Below are 16,863 nucleotides of genomic sequence, written 5' to 3'. Positions count from 1 at the left end.
AATGCTGGCGCTGCTACGCCGCGCACGAACCGGTAGGTGGTTGTGGCCGGGCCTCCTACGAAAACCGAAGGATGGAAGTCGTAACTGGTATAGAAGCCCCGGATCAACGTCGTATCCGCGGCGACGCTGCAGGGAACAGGGGCGTTACCCGACTCGCCGGTTTCCCAGTAGCCGACGGGTCGCCCGTCGTTGTACCAATAAATGATGTCGCCGCCGGCGCGGTTGCAATGATTGGCGGTGCTGCCGAATTCGACGCCGGTGCCCCACTGCCTCCAGTTGAAGCCGCCCGTGCACAGCGCATTGGTGGTCGTCGCGGCGTTCGGGGCGCGGCTGAGCCAAGCGCCGCCGCTCCAGGATCCTGCAGTGTCGTGGAGGCGCGACTGGGCTTCACGGTCCCGCCGGCGCCTTGATCGGGTGCCGGCGTGTATGGCTGGAGGACGATCCGGTCGTCGTTCAGGGCCTTGATGCGGTCGGCCCACGCCTGGGTGTCACCTCTGTCGTTGCGGACAAGGAACACGACGCGGTTCATGTGAGGGTCGTACAAGCCGTCGGCCTCGGTCAGACCGGCCGCCCACTGCTTCTGGGTCGGGAACAGCCGATCACTCAATTGCTCCAGTTCCGCCCGCGAGTACTTCACCGACCGGAATTCGAGTGTGAGGCCGTCGCCTGCCGCACGGGCCAGGGACTTGGCGTGCTCGACCGCAGGCGAGGACCCGTCGACGGGTCCGACGAGCTGGACCACCAACACCTTGCGGGCCGACTGCCACAGGATGCCGCCGTCGAGGAGGCGCACCTTGTCCAACGCGGCCTGGACCCGGCGAACCCGCGCTTGCTCATCAGCTTCTCCGGTGACATCGAGCAGTACGGGCTGATCTGGATCGCAGCCGCCAGGCTTTGTGCGCAGCAGCTCCGCACATCGTGGGTATGGCGCGAAATTCGGGTCCGCCGGCGTCGGGTCTGATTGCGCCCCCTGGATGCTGCCACCACGGTCGACAGACCCGGCAGCGTTGAGGGCTTGTGCCCGCCCTGCACTGAGTGGTCGGGTGGACGGCAGTCCAGGTAGAAGAAAGCGCGAGCCGGAATCGTGCGGCCGCCGGAGCATGGACATGGAAACCACTCGCGCGATCTGTCTATCGATCAGCCCGGCGAGCCTGGGTGGAAGCAGTACGGGATTGCGTTCGATCGAGAGGTAGGCACTGCCACGGTCGCGGTGGAAGCGGTCGGTGGTCAGCTCGACCAGGCGGGTGACTGGCAGGGCGTAGAGCCCGATCAGTGCGCCCATGATTCGCACTTCGAGTGGAAGCTCCTCGTCGTTGAGGCACCGTTTCAGTTGCGCGTGGTGTTCCTGTTCCCCGAGGAACCGGGCGGGCTGGCCCGCCCGTCTTGTGGGGATGGTGATCTGACCGGTGAGCCGTCGGGCGGTGGTCCAGCGGATGAAGGAGCCGATCGAGCGGTGCAATGTGGGGTGGGTGGTGAGCCAGAGATCGAGGTCCTCCTGACCCACGGCGGCCAGGTCGAGATGGTTCTCGTCGAGCCAGGTCAGGAACTTGATGGCGGTGCGGATGTCGGCGCGATCATGCGCGCAGGCGCCGGTTGTGTACCGGCCGCGGGCTGCGCGGCGTCGAGCGTCACGAACGATGCTCCACTCGGCGAAGGGGGCGATGAAGTGCTTCTGGCGTGCCGGCAGCAGCTTGAGCGTGTTGTCGAGCCAGAGTTCCAGGCGGGCCAGGTTCTCCTGGCGCTGGGGCAGGATGCCGGTGGCAACAAGTATCTCGCGAACGTGGCGGGTCGTTAGATCTTGGGGCAAGACGTCCAGCGACGCGTGAGTGATCTCGGTGCGCTGGGAGACGAGCTGGGCCAGGATTCTCGGGCCGGCACATTTCTGCAGCCACCTCAGTACCGTCACCGGAGGATCTAGCGCTACCAGCCAGTTCACGAGAGGTTGTAGTGCCGGGGCGATGCTGCCTTCGTCGTCGTGGCTCAGCAGGTCCCGGACGCGGTCCCCGACGACGCAGCGGGTGCAGGCTCCGTCCGCGTAGATGTCGCCGGGGAAGCCACAGCGGTTGCAGACGAAGGCGATGTCCGTGCCGCTGCAGGGACCGCACAGATCGCCTCCGGTGTCGTCGGCGCGGCCGACAAGGACCTGGGAGGCTTGGCAGCGTGTGCAGGGGCGCGGGTTGCGTTTGCGCCGGGCGTAGCAGGCGTCGCAGACCGGGCCGATCGGCCAGTTGGCGCGCACTTGCTTCAGGCGGCCGCAGTCGCCACACCGTCGGCGCGGTCGTGGCTGACACGTCCGGCAGTGGAACGTGCCTCCTCGTTCGCTCACGCGGTGGGCGCCCAACCGTCCTTCATCGCGCCGAACACAGCCGAGGCAGGATCGAGGTGGACCACATTGCGGGCCAACACCAGGTGTGCCGGGTGGGCGCAGTTTCTCCGGCTCATTCAGGAGAAGGCCGACCAGTACGGCAGATCGGTCCAGAAAGTGTCGAGGTGGCTGCCGTCGTCGAAGACGTGCAACGCCTGCGAGTATCGGGTCGAGGCCATGCCACTCCAGGTGAGAGAGTGGGTGTGCCCGGCCTGCGGTGTCCTGCACGATCGGGACCGCAACGCCGCGCTCAACATCCTCGCCGCAGGGCGTGCGGAGAGGCAAAACGCCTGTGAATCCAACGTAACGCCACCCGAAGGGCGGCGGATGGTGATGAAGCAGGAAGCACCCCGACTGCGGACCAGCTGCACGGGAATCCCCGGGCCTCAGCCCAGGGGGCACGTCAAATAGGCTGCGGCGCATGCGGGAGATTGTGGTGGTCGGGGTCGGTGCGGGCGATCCGGAGCAGATGACGATGCAGGCCGTGTCGGCGCTGAACCGGGTCGACGTGTTCTTCGTGCTGGACAAGGGCGAGGTCAAGCAGGAGCTGGTGGATCTGCGGTCGGAGATCCTGCGGCGGTATGCGACGTCGAAGGAGTACCGGGTCGTTGTCGGGCAGGACCCGGAGCGGGATCGTACGACGTCGGCGTACGTCGAGGCCGTCGACGACTGGCGGCGGCGCCGGGCCGACGTGTGCGCGGACCTGATCGCGACCGAGCTGGGCGAGGATCAGGTGGGGGCGTTCCTGGTCTGGGGCGACCCGTCGCTGTACGACAGCACGCTGGCGATCCTGGACGACATCCTGGCGCGGGGCGAGCTCGCGTTCTCGGTCGAGGTGATTCCCGGGATCAGCAGCGTGTCGACGCTGGCCGCGCGGCACCGGGTCGGGCTGAACCAGGTCGGGCGCCCGATCCAGATCACCACCGGCCGCCGGCTCGCGAAGGGGTGGCCGGAGGGGGTGGACGATGTCGTGGTGATGCTCGACGCGCAGACCGCGTTCACCGAGCACGTGGATCAGGACGCTGACATCTACTGGGGTGCTTACCTCGGTACGCCGGACGAGCTGCTGATCTCCGGTCCGCTCCGGGAGGTCGCGGCTGAGATCGAGAAGGTCCGCGCCGAGGCTCGAGAGCGCAAGGGCTGGATCATGGACACCTACCTGCTCAGACGTAGACCAAAGTCTTAGGAGCTCTGGCCGCTGGACCGAAGTCGGGCTGGAGTGATGTGGGCGACGCTCCTGGCATGAAGAGACTCTTGGTGAGTATGGCGGCCGCGTTGGCGCCGGTGGGGCTGTTGGTGGGCCTTGCCGGACCTGGTGAAGCGGCGCAGCAGAACGTTGTACGGATTGACAGCGGGCTGGTGGCTAGCATGACCGTTGGGGACGCGCTGGTGTACGACGGGATTCCGTACGCCGCTCCTCCGGTCGGCGCGTTGCGGTGGAAGGCGCCGCAGCCGGTGCAGCCGTGGACCGGCGTACGGGCGTCCAAGCCGGGCAGCGTGTGCGCGCAGCAGGCGAACTCCGAGGCGCCGGACGGTTCGACAGCCGAGGACTGCCTGTATCTGAACGTGACGGCCCCCGCCAAGCCGTCCACGAAACCACGGGCCGTCGTGGTGTGGATCCCGGGTGGCGGGTTCTTCTCCGGCGCCGGCAGCAGCTACGAGGCGTCGAAGTTCGCCGCCCGCGGTGACGTGGTCGTTGTCACGGTCAACTACCGCCTCGGCATCTTCGGCTTCTTCGGGTACCCGGGCCTGCCGGGCTCCGGCACGTTCGGCCTGCAGGACCAGCAGGCTGCCCTGCGCTGGGTGCAGCGCAACGCCGGCGCGTTCGGCGGCGACCCGCGCAACGTCACGGTGGCGGGTGAGTCCGCCGGCGGAATGAGCGTGTGCGCACAGCTGACCTCTCCGACCGCCTCCGGTCTGTTCGCGAAGGCGATCATGCAGAGCGGCTCGTGTGCCTTCAACTGGGCCGACAACAGCCAGTACCCAGGTCAGGCCGCTGACTCCCCCTGGATCCCGGTCAGCCGGGTGCAGGCGAACGGCAAGGAGTGGGCCGACAGCAAGCACTGCAGGACGCTCGAATGTCTGCGCGCCATGAAGGCCGACGTACTGGTGGACGACCTGCTCCAGTTCACGCAGATCGGGTACGGCGGGACTCCCGTCGTACCGTTCAGCCCGGCGAAGGCGATGAAGGCCGGGCTGTTCCACCGGGTGCCGATCATCTCCGGGAACAACCATGACGAAGCCAACGGTTGGCTGGCCGCGTTCGGGGATATCAAGGACTACCCGGCGCTGGTGAAGAACATGGTCGGCGCGTCGAAAACGGCCCAGGTACTGCGGCAGTACCCGCAGTCGCGCTACGAGTCGCCGGCTGCAGCGTGGGGTGCTGTGACGACGGACCGGATCTGGTCGTGCACACAGGTCGCGACGGACCAGCAGGCAGCGCGCAAGGTCCCTGTGTACGCGTACGAGTTCGCCGACAAGCACTCCCCGATCGCTGCGCCCGGACTGGGAGCCGCACACGCCATGGAACTCCCGTACCTGTTCCGGCTCGGCGGAAACGACTTCCCGATGTCGGAGACGCAGCAGAAGCTGTCGAACCAGATGATCGACTACTGGACGGCGTTCGCGCGGACCGGCAACCCGAACGGACCGGACCGGCCGCACTGGTCGCCGGCCGGCGTAAAGGCCGTCAACGGGCTCTCACTCGCACCGACGGACCAGGGCGGCATCCAGCGAGTCAATCTGACTGCTGAGCATCAGTGCGGGTTCTGGAGCGGCCTTTCCACACCCGCATGATGATCGGCGACAACAGCAGCAGGAGCATCGCGTAGAAGTGCACGCCTGGCACCAGCGACGCCAAGAGGTAGGCGAGCACGGTCAATCCGGTCAGCATCAGAGAGCTCACCAGCTCCTGCTTGCCGACCGGATTGTCCGGCCTCTCCAACTCCTTGTGACCGTAGACCATCCAGGTGAGCACGGACTGGCACACACTGAGCGCCAGGATCGTGCCGATGTAGACACCGGCGGTGAAGCGGTCGCTCTCGAAGGCACCGATGATCTCGGTCGGAAACGGCAGTACGACGATGGTGAGCAACCACAGCAGGTTCACCCGCATCATGGCCGGGGTGTACGCGCGGATGTGCTCGAACAGCCGGTGGTGCCCCAGCCAGAAGCTCGCGATCACCACGAAGCTCAGCAGGAACGTGAAGATCTCCTGGCGGTGCTCACTGATCACGCTGACCGCGTCACCGCCCTCCGCCTTCACCTCGGGCACCAGGTCGACCAGCGGCAGAACCAGCAGCGTGATGGCGATCGCCACGACCGCATCGGTGAACAGAACCAGGCGGTCGGGATCTCTCGACATACTCACGGCCGCCACACTAGCCGTCAGCGGTGTCTGATCCGGAGCAAGCTGATCGACAGGAGGAGGGCTGCCAGGACGAATCCGGCAGCTGCGAGCCAGGCGGCGCCGTAGCCGTCGCGTAATGACAGGAGGTCACCAGCGCCTTCGGTCAGGCGGTGTGAGGTCGTCGATGCGGCCAGCGTGGCCAGTACGGCGGTGCCGACGGCTGCACCGGCTTGCTGGGCGGTGTTGTTGAGTCCTGAGGCCAGTCCGGCGTCGCTGGCGTCCGCACCGGACATGGCCAGCATGATCGCCGCAGGGATGGCCACACCGATGCCGGCACCCATCACTGCGAGCACTGGCCCGACGTTGACGACGTACGAGCCGTCTACTGGTGCACGGCTGATCCACAGCAGCGCCAGCAGGAAGACGACCAGTCCGGCGATCAGCATCTTGCGTGGGCCGAAGCGGACGGTGAGACGTGGCGCGAGGGACAGGGACATCAGCCCGTTCATGAGCGGCGCGGGCAGGAACGCGAGGCCGGTGGTCAGCGAGTCGTAGCCGAGTACGCGCTGCACGTACAGGGCGGTGGTGAACTGGAAGCCGAAGCCCGCTGCGAAGAGCAGTACGACCACGCCGTTGGCCACGGTGAGTTGACGGCGACGGAAGATGCGCAGGGCAAGCAGCGGGTTCTTGATCCGCGCCTGGCGTACGACGAACGCGGCCAGCAGCAGGATCGACGCAGCAGTCAGCACCAGCGTGCGAGTCAGCGTCGCCTGTGGTTCTGCGGTCTGGACGATCGTGTAGACGCCTAGAGAGAGGCCTGCGGTCACCAGTACCGCGCCCAGTACGTCGGCGCCGTTGGCGAGGCCGAGTCCCGGTCGGTGCGCAAGGAGACGTACGGCGAAGGCCAGTGAGACCAGACCGATCGGGACGTTGATCAGGAACGCCCAGTGCCAGCCGATGGTCTGAGTGATCACACCACCGAAGATGAGCCCGATCGACGCACCGCTGGCGGCTGTGAAGCTGTAGACGCCCATGGCGCGCGCCTGCTCACCGGGAGCCGGGTAGAGGCTCACGATCATGCCCAGGATCACTGCCGAGGCCAGTGCCCCGCCGACGCCCTGCAGGAACCGCCCGGTGATCAGCAGCTCTGCACTGGTCGCCACACCACACAACAACGAGGCCGCGGTGAACAGGCCCAGTCCTGCGATGAAGACCCGCTTGCTGCCGATCAGGTCCCCGATCCGCCCCGCCAGCAGAAGCAGTCCGGCGAACGCGATCAGGTACGAGTTCATCACCCAGGCCAGCCCCGCCTGCGAGAACCCCAGATCCGCCTGAATCGTCGGCAACGCCACCGTCACCACAGTCCCGTCCAGGATGATCATCAACTGCATCACGCACAGGACGATGAGCGCCTTCCCCCGCGCCCGAACCGCCACCGACTCCACCACATCCACAGCCACAGGTCTCTCCTCAGTCCGTTGATTGAAAAGACCATAACAGATAGTTCTGTAACAGATGATCTTTTATCGGATGACTCTTGAAAATGAGCTGCCCCCTGTCCGGGCCGCGGTTAGGGTCGCCGGGTGAGGGACGAGCCGACCGAGATCCCGCGAGACCTGGTGGCCGGGATCCTGAACGAGCAGTGGGGGTTCCAGGCCGCCGAGGTGACCTACGCGCCGGTGGGGTTCGGCAGTTACCACTGGATCGCCTCCGAGGCCGGCGAGCCGCGCTGGTTTGTCACCGCGGATCGGGTCGGCTCGACCGGCGGGCCGGTGATCGAGGCGGCCATGCAGACGACCAAGGAGCTGGCTGACCGCGGCTACGAGTTCGTTGTGTCACCGCTGCCGGATCGATCCGGTCGGCTGGTTCGCGAGGTGCTGCCGGGGTGGACCTTGGTGGTCCTGCCCTACCTCGGCGGATGGAGCACCGAAGACGGCGGGTGGGACAATCCGGCGGAGCGGGCGCAGATCGCCCGGATCCTCGGCCGGCTCCACACGGCATCAGTCCCGGAAGCCTTGCAGCGCTGGGATTTCGCCATACCAGCGCGGGACACCCTCTTCGCGGACCTCGACCGCCCGTGGTCCACGGGCCCGTACGCCGAGCTCACTCGACTGCGGCTGGTCGGCGCGCTCGACCACGTTCACGGCGAGCTCGCGCGGTACGACGCACTGGTCTGCGAGATCGAGGCGTCGGACGACCCCTGGGTGGTGACGCACGGCGAGCCGCACAGTGCCAATGTCCTCCGCACCGCTCACGGCCGGATGCGCCTGGTCGACTGGGAGACCGTGCGGCTCGCGCCGCGCGAACGCGACCTCAAGGCGGTCCTCGGCGGGCCGACCGACGTCCTCGCGGCCTACCAGGCGGAGGCCGGTCCGGTCAGCCCACGGGCCGCGGCGTTGGAGCTCTTCGACGTCTGGTGGGTGCTGTCCGAGATCGCGTCGTACGTCCAGCTGTTCCGGGAGCCGCACGCCGATTCGGAGGACAGCAAGCTGTCCTGGCAGGAGCTGACGGAGTACCTGCCGGGATAGTTCAGCCTGCGCGCTGGCGGGAGCGGCGGACCGGTTGGGCGGTGACGGGCGTGGCGAGGGGGCCCTCGACGAGGGTGGTTACGGCGTCGACGAAGGTCTTGCGTTGGGGGCTGGCGAGGGCTTCGAGGGCGTCGGCGTGGACGCGGTCGACGATCTGCTGGCCTGCGGCGGCGATCTCGGCGCCGGCGTCGGTGACGGCGATGATGCGGGCGCGGCGGTCGGTCGCCGACGGCCGGCGTTCGGCGTACCCGGCCTTCTCGAGCGCGTCGACGGTGACCACCATCGTGGTCTTGTCCATGTAGGACAGCTCGGCGATCTGTATCTGCGTGCGCTCTGCCTCGAGCGCGTGCCGCAGTACGCACTGCATCCGCAGCGTCAGGCCGATCTCCGCCAGCGCCGCGGACAACTGCGTCTCCAGGACGTGCCCGGCGTGCGTGAGGTAGCCGGTGAGGTCGGGGACAGTACGTTCCGGAAGCTGCGCCATACCTCCGAGAGTAGCGCGAGATGATCCGCCCACAGATGATCCCAAGCTAGATCATCCCCCGCAGGCACCGGTGGTTCATCTGATCTGCAGCTCGACAGGTAGAGCACCGGCGAGACGCTGTACGCACGGACGCCTTCACGCTCAGGTGCACTACCCGTCCACCCCACAGTTCCTGTCGAGCTGCGGACTCCATCGCGGAAAAGCGACGGCTTGCTGGGTTCCGAGCGCGGTGTCGCGAAATCGCGAGCTGCTCGGTGTCACGGGCAGTTGCCTGGGAGACATGACTGTTCTGACAACCCAGGCCGCACCACGGGCCGTTCAGTGGTTCGGGGTCGGCGCGGTGACGCTGGGGATCTTCGCGATCGTCACCACCGAGATCCTCCCGATCGGCCTCCTCAGCCCGATCGGCGCCGACTTCGCACTCACCCCGGGCCGCACCGGCTGGCTGATGACGATGCCCGGTCTGGTCGCCGCTGTCGCCGCACCGGTCGTCACGCTCGCGACAGCTCGGCTGGACCGACGCCTGATGCTCTGTGCCCTCATGGTCCTGCTGGCCGTCGCAGGCTTCCTCGCGGCAGCCGCACCGGTCTTCTGGCTCGAGCTGGTTGCCCGGTTCTTGGTCGGCCTGACGATCGGCGGCTTCTGGTCCATCGGCGCAGGTCTCGCCGGACGACTCGTCCCGGAGCGATGGGCGCCCCGGGCGACAGCCGTCATCTTCTCCGCAGTCCCCCTCGGCTCAGTGCTCGGCGTACCTGCAGGCACGTTCGTCGGTGAGCTCGCCGGCTGGCGTACGTCGTTCGCAGCGCTCGGCGTACTCGCCCTACTGGCACTAGTCACACTGCGCACCACCGTGTCGCCACTGCCACCGTTACAAGTCACCCACGCCGCAGTACTTCGCAAGGCCTTCCGCAGCAGCCGGACCGCCCTCATCGTCACCTGTCTGATCGTCACCGCCCACTTTGCGACCTACACCTACATCACGCCGCTCCTGCGCGAGGTGGTGCGTCCTGAGCTCATCGGCCTGTTCCTGCTCGTCTACGGCGCCGCAGGTCTGATCGGCAACCTCGTCGCCGGCCTGTGCGCAGCCCGCAACCTCCTCACCACGTTCGCCACCTGTGCCGCGCTGATTGCCGCAGCGACCCTCCTCATGCCAGTGGCAGGCCGCAGTACGGCGGGAGCGTTGCTGCTCCTCGTGGTCTGGGGCCTCGGGTACGGCGGCGTACCGGTGTGCTCGATGAGCATGTTCGCGCAGGCCGTACCCGAGTCGCGGGAGGCTGCGACCGTGTGGTTCACCTCCTCGTTCCAGGCGGTGTTGTCGGTCGGGGCCCTGCTCGGTGGGCTCGTGGTGGACAGGTGGTCGGTACCGGCGGCGATGGTGGCCGGAGGTGGGTGCGCGTTGCTGGCGGTCGGGTTCCTGCTGTGGGCCAGAACACACCAGGTTCCGGGGACGTAGCATCACGGCTGTGGCGAGGACTGAAGTCGATCGATGCCCTGGTGTGCTGGCAGTGCACCAAGCGGCTGACGGCGGTCTCGCACGCGTACGAGTCCCCGGTGGGCGGCTGACGGCGACGCAACTCGACGTACTGCGTCTTGCTGCCGCCGAACTGGGTGACGGGCGGCTGGAGCTCACCTCGCGGGGCAACGTACAGCTCCGCGGACTGCACGCCGACGGGCCGCAGGACCTCTCAGACCGGCTCTTCACAGCCGGTCTGCTGCCGTCGATCGCCCATGAACGCGTCCGCAACATCCTGGCGTCACCACTCTCCGGTCTGGACCAGCAGTCGAGGTACGACGTACTTCCCGTAGCCACTGCCCTGGACCGGGCGCTGTGCGACCGCCCTGCGCTGGCTGACCTGCCGGGACGGTTCCTGTTCGCGCTGGACGACGGACGAGGGGATCTGGCCGAGCTGGCAGCAGATGTGGCTGTGCGCGCGCTGGACGAGCGGACTGCCCTGCTGAGCCTCGGGACCCGTGGTGTGCAGGTGGAGTGGGACGTGGTGCCGGAGCTCATGCTGGCTGCGGCGGAGGCGTTCCTGGCAGTGCGCGACCAGGAGTGGCGGATCGCTGAGGTCGCTCGTGGTGAGGATCTGGTCCTGGAGCGGCTTGGACTGCAGGCGACTGAGGCGCTGCCGACTGAGACGACGCGGGTCGTTGCTGGTGTGCATGGAGACGCGCTGGTCGTCACGGTTCCGCTGGGGAGTTTGATGCAGGAGCAGGCTGCTGCGTTGGTGCAGGTTGGCGATGAGGTTCGGATCACGCCGTGGCGCTCTGTTGTGGTGCCGGCGGGTAGCACCGGCCTGGAAGAGGTCGGACTGGTGACCACACCCGATTCCATCTGGGAAGGTGTCACAGCCTGCGCAGGTCAGCCGGGGTGTGCGAAGGCATTGGCAGATGTGCGCGCAGACGCGACCAGGATGCTAGGTGAGTTGGCTCGAGTGGTGGGGCGTGGGCGGCGGGTGCACTGGTCCGGTTGTGAACGGCGGTGCGGGAAGCCGGCCGCCGGGTTCGTCGATGTTCTTGCGGTAGGCAACGGTTATCTGGTGGACGGGGAACGGGTGTGAGTTACGAGTACGAGCGGGACGGCGCGGAGATCTACCGGCGGTCGTTCGCGACGATCCGGGCCGAGGCGGCGCTCGACGGGCTGCCGGCCGACGTGGCGCAGGTCGCCGTACGGATGATTCACGCCTGCGGGATGACCGACCTGGTCAAGGACCTCGCCTGGTCGCCGAACGTGGTCAAGAACGCCCGCACCGCGCTCCAGACCGGCGCACCGATCCTGTGCGACGCGCAGATGGTCGCGGCCGGCATCACCCGGCGACGGCTCCCGGCGGACAACGAGGTGATCTGCACGTTGCAGGACTCGCGCACGGTCGAGCTGGCCCAGCAGCTGGAGACCACCAGGAGTGCCGCGGCCGTGGACCTCTGGCTCGACCACCTCGAAGGCGCAGTTGTTGCTATCGGCAACGCGCCGACGACGCTGTTCCGCTTGCTGGAGGTGATCGCGGCCGGCGGTCCACGTCCGGCGGCGGTGCTGGGCATCCCGGTCGGGTTCATCGGCGCGGCAGAGTCCAAGGAAGCGCTGGCGGCGAACGAGCTCGGGCTGGAGTACCTCGTCGTCCGAGGACGCCGGGGTGGCAGCGCGATCACCGCGGCCGCCATCAACGCGATTGCGAGTGAGGCAGAGTGACTGGTCGGTTGTGGGGTGTCGGGCTGGGGCCTGGGGATCCTGAGCTGGTGACGGTCAAGGCGGCTCGGTTGATCGGGGCCGCGGACGTGATCGCGTTCCACAGTGCGCGGCACGGGCGGAGCATCGCGCGGTCGGTCGCCGCGCCGTACCTGACGCCCGGACAGCTCGAGGAGCACCTCGTCTACCCGCTCACCACGGAGACGACCGACCACCCAGGCGGGTACCAGGGTGCGATGGACGACTTCTACGCCGACTGCGCCGCCCGGCTCGCCGCGCACCTCGACGCCGGCCGCGACGTGGTCGTCCTCGCGGAGGGCGATCCGCTGTTCTACGGCTCGTACATGCACATGCACAAACGGCTCGCGGACCGCTACCCGTGCGAGGTCGTCCCTGGTGTCACCTCGGTCAGCGCCGCGGCCGCCGTACTCGGCCGCCCGCTCTGCGAGCGCGACGAGATCCTCACCGTCCTGCCCGGCACCCTGCCGCCGGACGTCCTGGCGGACCGCCTCCGCTCGACCGACGCGGCCGCGGTGATGAAGCTCGGCCGCACATTCGCGGGAGTCCGCGAGGCCTTCGAGCTCGCAGGTCGCGCCGACGAGGCCTGGTACGTCGAACGCGCGACCACCGACGCCCAGCGGACAGCACCGCTCAACGAGGTCGACCCGGACGAGGTCCCCTACTTCTCGCTCGCCCTCCTCCCGAGCCCCATCAACAACACGTTCGCCGCCCCGGTCACCAAGACCGCCACCGAAGGCTCCGTCACCGTCGTCGGCCTCGGACCGGCCGGGCCGGAGTGGATGACGCCGGAGGTACGCGCCGCCATCGCCGGTGCGGACGACGTGATCGGCTACACGACGTATGTCGACCGCCTGCCGGACCGGGCCCGTCAGCGTAAGCACGGCTCGGACAACCGCGTTGAGTCGGAGCGGGCCGCATTCGCACTCGATCTGGCCCGCAAGGGCTCCACGGTGGTTGTGGTCTCGTCCGGTGACCCAGGGGTGTTCGCCATGGCCAGTGCGGTCACGGAGATCGCAGCGGAGCCTGAGTACGCCGACATCGCCGTACAGGTGCTACCTGGCATGACAGCCGCACAGGCGGTCGCCAGCCGGGTCGGTGCGCCGCTGGGACACGACTACTGCGTGTTGTCGCTGTCGGACCGGCTCAAGCCGTGGGACGTGATCGCCCAGCGCCTGACCGCGGCAGCGCAGGCAGACCTGGCAATAGCGATCTACAACCCCGCCTCCAGGTCCCGGACCTGGCAGGTGGAGGCGACCCGGGACCTGCTGCTGGAGCACCGCTCCCCCGGTACGCCGGTCGTGGTCGGACGCGATGTCGGCGGGCCGGAGGAGGCGATCACTGTGACAACACTGGCGGAACTGGATCCTCAAACGGTTGACATGCGGTGCCTGCTCCTGGTCGGCTCGTCACAGACCCGTACTGTGCCTCGGCCGGCCGGCTCGCTGGTGTTCACTCCCCGCCGATACCCGGCAACGGTGAGTGAAGCCACCCCAGGAGTCGGTTAAATCAGCGATCTGGCCGTGTCAGGCGCAGTGCGGACGGGTAGGGACCGCCCCGAACCGACCTGTGAGGAGCCTGCGGAGATGAGTCAGCAGTACCCCGGCGACACCGCCACGATCACCACGCCCGCCGGCGACGCCAGCACGCAGAAGTACGAGGAGGCCCGCGCAGCCGCGAGCCGGGCGATGAGCACGATCTCGATCCCCACGGAGCAGCCGTTGCGCACGCCTCCGGCAGCGGCGGCCGAGCCGGACGTCGATCCGGACCTGCTGTCGTACCGCGGGTTCAAGCTCGGCGCCGCGTTCTTCGGGTGGCTGATCGCGATCTCGATGTCGGTGCTGCTGATGGCCGCCGTGGCCGCGGCCGCGCTCGGCACCGCCGAGATCCTGGACTACACCACCAGCGACGCGAAGGCGCAGCCCGGCGCGGCCTCGCTCACCGCGGCAGGTGTCACGATCTTCATGCTGACGCTGGCGTTCTACATCGGCGGGTACGTCGCCGGCCGGCTGGCCCGCTTCGACGGCGGCCGCCAGGGCTTCGGCGTCTGGATGATCGCTCTGCTCGTCGGAGCGCTCGCCGGCGGCGCCGGTTGGGTGCTGGACAGCCAGTACGGCCTGGTGGACGAGATCAACTGGCCGAACGTCGCGCTCGCCGACAACACCCTCCTGCTCGGCGGCATCGCCGCAGCGGCCACCCTGCTGACCCTGACGCTGCTGGCCGCGATCGTCGGCGGCAAGTCCGGCAGGCGCTACCACGACCGCATCGACCAGTTGCTCTGAGTAAACAGTCTGTCAGTTTCTGACCGGGTACCGGGGAGGTACACGGGGCTTGTCCGACGAGGAGAAGCTGACATGACCCAGCAGCATCAGGAAGACACACGCGTTGACCGGCTCGGCCCGTCCGAGCTGCACGAGGAGGAGCGGAGCGCCGCTCCCGACCGGGAGCGGGTACACAGGCGCTCTACAGGCGGCGGGACGTTCTACGGCTGGCTGGTCGCGATGGGGCTGACCGCGCTGCTGACCGGGATCGCCGGCGCGATCGCGGCGGCCGTCGACTACGCGGCCACCTTCGACTGGTACGACGCCACCACCAGCGCGAACACTGCCGGCACCATCGGGATCGTGTCCGGCGCGATCCTGCTGTTGATCCTGGCGTTCGCCTACTACCACGGCGGGTACGTCGCCGGCCGGCTCGCCGGATCCGGTGGCGCCCTGCACGGCATCGGCGTCTGGCTGGTCGGTGTCGTCATCACCGCGATCGCCGCCGGGCTAGCAGCGCTAGCGGGCACGCAGTACGACGTACTGGACCGTATGAAACTCCCGTCGGTGCCGATCGCGGACGAGACGCTGACGACCGGCGGCCTGATCGCCGTGATCGCCGCGGCCGTCGTCACGCTGATCGCGGCAGTGGTCGGCGGAATGGCCGGCCGCCGGCGGTACGACCGCATGGACACCAGCGCCGACTGAACCACCCTGCGGGCGACTGTGCTAGAACAGGCAGTAACCAAAGGGGCCTTCGTGGACCAGTTAAAACTCGGCGTCATCGGTCGTTCCCGCAAGGAGAACGAGCACCGGCTACCGATCCATCCGCACCATTTCGAGCGGATCGACGAGGATCTGCGCCAGCACATCTTCCTCGAGACCGGGTACGGCGAGCGGTTCGGGATCTCCGACGAGGACCTGGCCAAATCGGTCGCCGGCGTCGTCGGCCGGGACGAACTGATCGATGTCGCCGATGTCGTGGTGCTGCCCAAGCCGCAGCCCGAGGATCTCGCCGGGCTGCGGGTCGGGCAGACACTCTGGGGCTGGCCGCACTGCGTCCAGGACGACGAGGTCACCCAGCTCGCGATCGACCGCCGGCTGACGCTGATCGCGTTCGAGGCGATGAACCACTGGACCACCGACGGCCGGTTCAGCCTGCACGTCTTCCACAAGAACAACGAGCTCGCCGGGTACTGCTCCGTACTGCAGGCGCTCGAGCTGGTCGGCTCGACCGGCGACTACGGGCGCCGGTTGCGGGCGGTGGTGATCGGATTCGGCGCGACCGCCCGCGGAGCCGTCACCGCGTTGAACGCGCACGGCATCCACGACGTCGACGTCCTCACCGGCCGTGACGTGGCCGCCGTCGGCTCACCGATCCACTCGGCGCGGATCGTCCAGTACGACCAGGACGAGGTCGAGCCCGGCGCCGCCCTCGACCCGCGCCGCAGTCACGCGCTGACCGACGAGGGCCGGGTGCCGCTGGCCGGATTCCTGGCCGAGCACGACGTGATCGTGAACTGCGTGCTGCAGGACCCGGACGCGCCGCTGACGTTCCTGATCGAGGAGGATCTCGCGCAGTTCGCGCCGGGCAGCCTGATCGTCGACGTCTCCTGCGACCTGGGCATGGGGTTCAGCTGGGCGCGGCCGACCGGGTTCGACGACCCGACGTTCCTGGTCGGCGACAACATCACGTACTACGGGGTCGACCACAGCCCGTCGTACCTGTGGAACTCGGCGACCTGGGAGATCAGCGAGGCACTGCTGCCGTTCATCCGCACCGTGCTCGAAGGTCCCGCCTCCTGGCACGCCGACCCCACCATCAGCCGGGCGATCGAGATCGAGGCCGGCACGATCCGCAATCCCGGCATCCTCTCCTTCCAGCACCGCTCCCCCGACCATCCCTACCCGCATCTCGAACCCCACGCTGCGGATCGGTCCGATCCGGCTTACAGGTGACGCTGGCCGCGCACACGCGCGACCGTCAGGCTGAACCGCATGACACGGACCGCGCTGGTCGTCGGAGGAACGAGCGGGATCGGTGCGGCCGCCGTACGGCGGTTCGCCGCGGACGGACTGCACGTCGTCGCAGCCGGCCTCAACGCGGGTCCCGCGCAGGTTGAGCTCGATCTGCGCGTCGACGGCTCGGTAGAGGAGCTGATCGGGTCGCTCGAGCGTCTCGACGTACTGGTCAACGCGGCCGGGATCATCCGGCGGGGTGACGAGCACCGGCCGGACGTGTTCCGGGACGTGGTGGAGATCAACCTGACCGGAGCGATGCGGGCGGCCGAGGCTGCCCACGCGCTCCTCGCCGCGAGCGGGGGCTGCATCGTCAACGTGGCGTCGATGCTGAGCTACTTCGGTGGACCGCTGGTTCCGGCGTACAGCGCGTCCAAGGGCGGAATCGTGCAGCTCACCAAGTCGCTGGCGGTCGCGTGGGCGACGGACGGGATCCGGGTGAACGCGGTCGCGCCCGGCTGGATCGCCACCGACCTCACCGCCGCACTGCAGTCCGACCCGGTCGCCTCCGACCGGATCCTGTCCCGTACGCCGATGGCCCGGTGGGGCACGCCGGACGAGGTCGCGGGCGTGATCGCGTTCCTGGCCGGCCCGGACGCGGCCTTCGTCACCGGCGCCGTCGTACCCGTCGACGGCGGCTACCAGAGCATGTGAG

General features: G+C 68.2%; 16 protein-coding genes. 12 read left to right on the top strand and 4 right to left on the bottom strand.

The annotated features are described in order from the left end of the window. Nucleotides 1-103 precede the first annotated feature (103 nt). Nucleotides 104-2,239, bottom strand: a complete 2,136-nt coding sequence (locus E0H45_RS36235; RefSeq protein WP_131346240.1) for a hypothetical protein — start codon at nucleotides 2,237-2,239, stop codon at nucleotides 104-106. A gap of 60 nt (nucleotides 2,240-2,299) precedes the next feature. Between E0H45_RS36235 and E0H45_RS36230 the strand changes: the two genes are divergently transcribed. From E0H45_RS36230 to E0H45_RS36220, 3 genes are all read left to right on the top strand, one after another. Continuing rightward, entirely contained in the window at nucleotides 2,300-2,776 is a 477-nt protein-coding gene (locus tag E0H45_RS36230) for a zinc ribbon domain-containing protein (protein ID WP_337590431.1), read from the top strand. Nucleotides 2,777-2,786: 10 nt separating this feature from the next. Then, entirely contained in the window at nucleotides 2,787-3,551 is a 765-nt protein-coding gene (gene cobF / locus E0H45_RS36225) for a precorrin-6A synthase (deacetylating) (protein ID WP_131346238.1), read from the top strand. Nucleotides 3,552-3,733: 182 nt separating this feature from the next. Continuing rightward, entirely contained in the window at nucleotides 3,734-5,161 is a 1,428-nt protein-coding gene (locus E0H45_RS36220) for a carboxylesterase/lipase family protein (RefSeq protein WP_202872688.1), read from the top strand. Here E0H45_RS36220 and E0H45_RS36215 read toward each other — a convergent pair. Both E0H45_RS36215 and E0H45_RS36210 read right to left on the bottom strand, forming a co-directional pair. Further along, nucleotides 5,103-5,729, bottom strand: a complete 627-nt coding sequence (locus tag E0H45_RS36215) for a TMEM175 family protein (RefSeq protein ID WP_238155645.1) — start codon at nucleotides 5,727-5,729, stop codon at nucleotides 5,103-5,105. The genes E0H45_RS36220 and E0H45_RS36215 overlap by 59 nt on opposite strands. A gap of 23 nt (nucleotides 5,730-5,752) precedes the next feature. Then, nucleotides 5,753-7,174 carry a DHA2 family efflux MFS transporter permease subunit gene (locus tag E0H45_RS36210; RefSeq protein WP_238155599.1) on the bottom strand — a complete coding sequence of 474 codons (1,422 nt, stop codon included), beginning with the start codon at nucleotides 7,172-7,174 and terminating at the stop codon, nucleotides 5,753-5,755. Nucleotides 7,175-7,297: 123 nt separating this feature from the next. On the opposite strand from E0H45_RS36210, the gene E0H45_RS36205 reads away from it, so the two are divergent. Further along, nucleotides 7,298-8,242, top strand: a complete 945-nt coding sequence (locus E0H45_RS36205) for a phosphotransferase enzyme family protein (RefSeq protein ID WP_131346234.1) — start codon at nucleotides 7,298-7,300, stop codon at nucleotides 8,240-8,242. A 1-nt stretch (nucleotide 8,243) separates the two neighbouring features. Here the strand turns inward: E0H45_RS36205 and E0H45_RS36200 are convergent, their stop codons facing one another. Then, nucleotides 8,244-8,726 (bottom strand): MarR family winged helix-turn-helix transcriptional regulator, encoded by a 483-nt coding sequence (locus E0H45_RS36200; protein ID WP_131346232.1) that lies wholly within the window; start codon nucleotides 8,724-8,726, stop codon nucleotides 8,244-8,246. A gap of 280 nt (nucleotides 8,727-9,006) precedes the next feature. On the opposite strand from E0H45_RS36200, the gene E0H45_RS36195 reads away from it, so the two are divergent. From E0H45_RS36195 to E0H45_RS36160, 8 genes are all read left to right on the top strand, one after another. Next, nucleotides 9,007-10,179: an MFS transporter gene (locus E0H45_RS36195; RefSeq protein WP_131346230.1), complete on the top strand. Its 1,173-nt coding sequence runs from the start codon at nucleotides 9,007-9,009 to the stop codon at nucleotides 10,177-10,179. 10 nt (nucleotides 10,180-10,189) lie between these two features. Next, the gene (locus E0H45_RS36190) at nucleotides 10,190-11,287 is read left to right on the top strand and encodes a nitrite/sulfite reductase (protein WP_238155598.1); all 1,098 of its coding nucleotides are present in this window, start codon (nucleotides 10,190-10,192) and stop codon (nucleotides 11,285-11,287) included. Then, entirely contained in the window at nucleotides 11,284-11,913 is a 630-nt protein-coding gene (locus E0H45_RS36185) for a precorrin-8X methylmutase (RefSeq protein ID WP_131346228.1), read from the top strand. Before E0H45_RS36190 ends, E0H45_RS36185 begins: the two co-directional genes overlap by 4 nt. After that, nucleotides 11,910-13,436 (top strand): precorrin-2 C(20)-methyltransferase, encoded by a 1,527-nt coding sequence (locus tag E0H45_RS36180; RefSeq protein WP_131346226.1) that lies wholly within the window; start codon nucleotides 11,910-11,912, stop codon nucleotides 13,434-13,436. The genes E0H45_RS36185 and E0H45_RS36180 overlap by 4 nt, the downstream gene beginning before the upstream one ends. A 78-nt stretch (nucleotides 13,437-13,514) precedes the next feature. Next, nucleotides 13,515-14,210, top strand: a complete 696-nt coding sequence (locus E0H45_RS36175) for a hypothetical protein (RefSeq protein WP_131346224.1) — start codon at nucleotides 13,515-13,517, stop codon at nucleotides 14,208-14,210. Nucleotides 14,211-14,282: 72 nt separating this feature from the next. Further along, the gene (locus E0H45_RS36170) at nucleotides 14,283-14,897 is read left to right on the top strand and encodes a hypothetical protein (protein WP_131346222.1); all 615 of its coding nucleotides are present in this window, start codon (nucleotides 14,283-14,285) and stop codon (nucleotides 14,895-14,897) included. Between the two features lie 51 nt (nucleotides 14,898-14,948). After that, complete coding sequence (locus tag E0H45_RS36165) at nucleotides 14,949-16,148, top strand: N(5)-(carboxyethyl)ornithine synthase (protein ID WP_131346220.1); 1,200 nt, start codon at nucleotides 14,949-14,951, stop codon at nucleotides 16,146-16,148. Between the two features lie 39 nt (nucleotides 16,149-16,187). Further along, the gene (locus E0H45_RS36160) at nucleotides 16,188-16,862 is read left to right on the top strand and encodes an SDR family NAD(P)-dependent oxidoreductase (protein ID WP_131346218.1); all 675 of its coding nucleotides are present in this window, start codon (nucleotides 16,188-16,190) and stop codon (nucleotides 16,860-16,862) included. The last annotated feature ends 1 nt before the right edge of the window (nucleotide 16,863 follow it).

Origin of the sequence: Kribbella soli (assembly GCF_004331345.1) — a bacterium.
Classification (GTDB): Bacteria; Actinomycetota; Actinomycetes; order Propionibacteriales; family Kribbellaceae; genus Kribbella; species Kribbella soli.
This window is presented reverse-complemented; position numbering and strand designations above follow the sequence as displayed.

What these genes read in the sequence shown, in the direction of transcription:
- E0H45_RS36215 (WP_238155645.1), bottom strand. Translation starts at nt 5,729, where the DNA reads ATGTCGAGAGATCCCGACCGCCTGGTTCTGTTCACCGATGCGGTCGTG.
- E0H45_RS36175 (WP_131346224.1), top strand. Translation starts at nt 13,515, where the DNA reads ATGAGTCAGCAGTACCCCGGCGACACCGCCACGATCACCACGCCCGCC.
- E0H45_RS36195 (WP_131346230.1), top strand. Translation starts at nt 9,007, where the DNA reads ATGACTGTTCTGACAACCCAGGCCGCACCACGGGCCGTTCAGTGGTTC.
- E0H45_RS36200 (WP_131346232.1), bottom strand. Translation starts at nt 8,726, where the DNA reads ATGGCGCAGCTTCCGGAACGTACTGTCCCCGACCTCACCGGCTACCTC.
- E0H45_RS36160 (WP_131346218.1), top strand. Translation starts at nt 16,188, where the DNA reads ATGACACGGACCGCGCTGGTCGTCGGAGGAACGAGCGGGATCGGTGCG.
- E0H45_RS36170 (WP_131346222.1), top strand. Translation starts at nt 14,283, where the DNA reads ATGACCCAGCAGCATCAGGAAGACACACGCGTTGACCGGCTCGGCCCG.
- E0H45_RS36220 (WP_202872688.1), top strand. Translation starts at nt 3,734, where the DNA reads ATGACCGTTGGGGACGCGCTGGTGTACGACGGGATTCCGTACGCCGCT.
- cobF (WP_131346238.1), top strand. Translation starts at nt 2,787, where the DNA reads ATGCGGGAGATTGTGGTGGTCGGGGTCGGTGCGGGCGATCCGGAGCAG.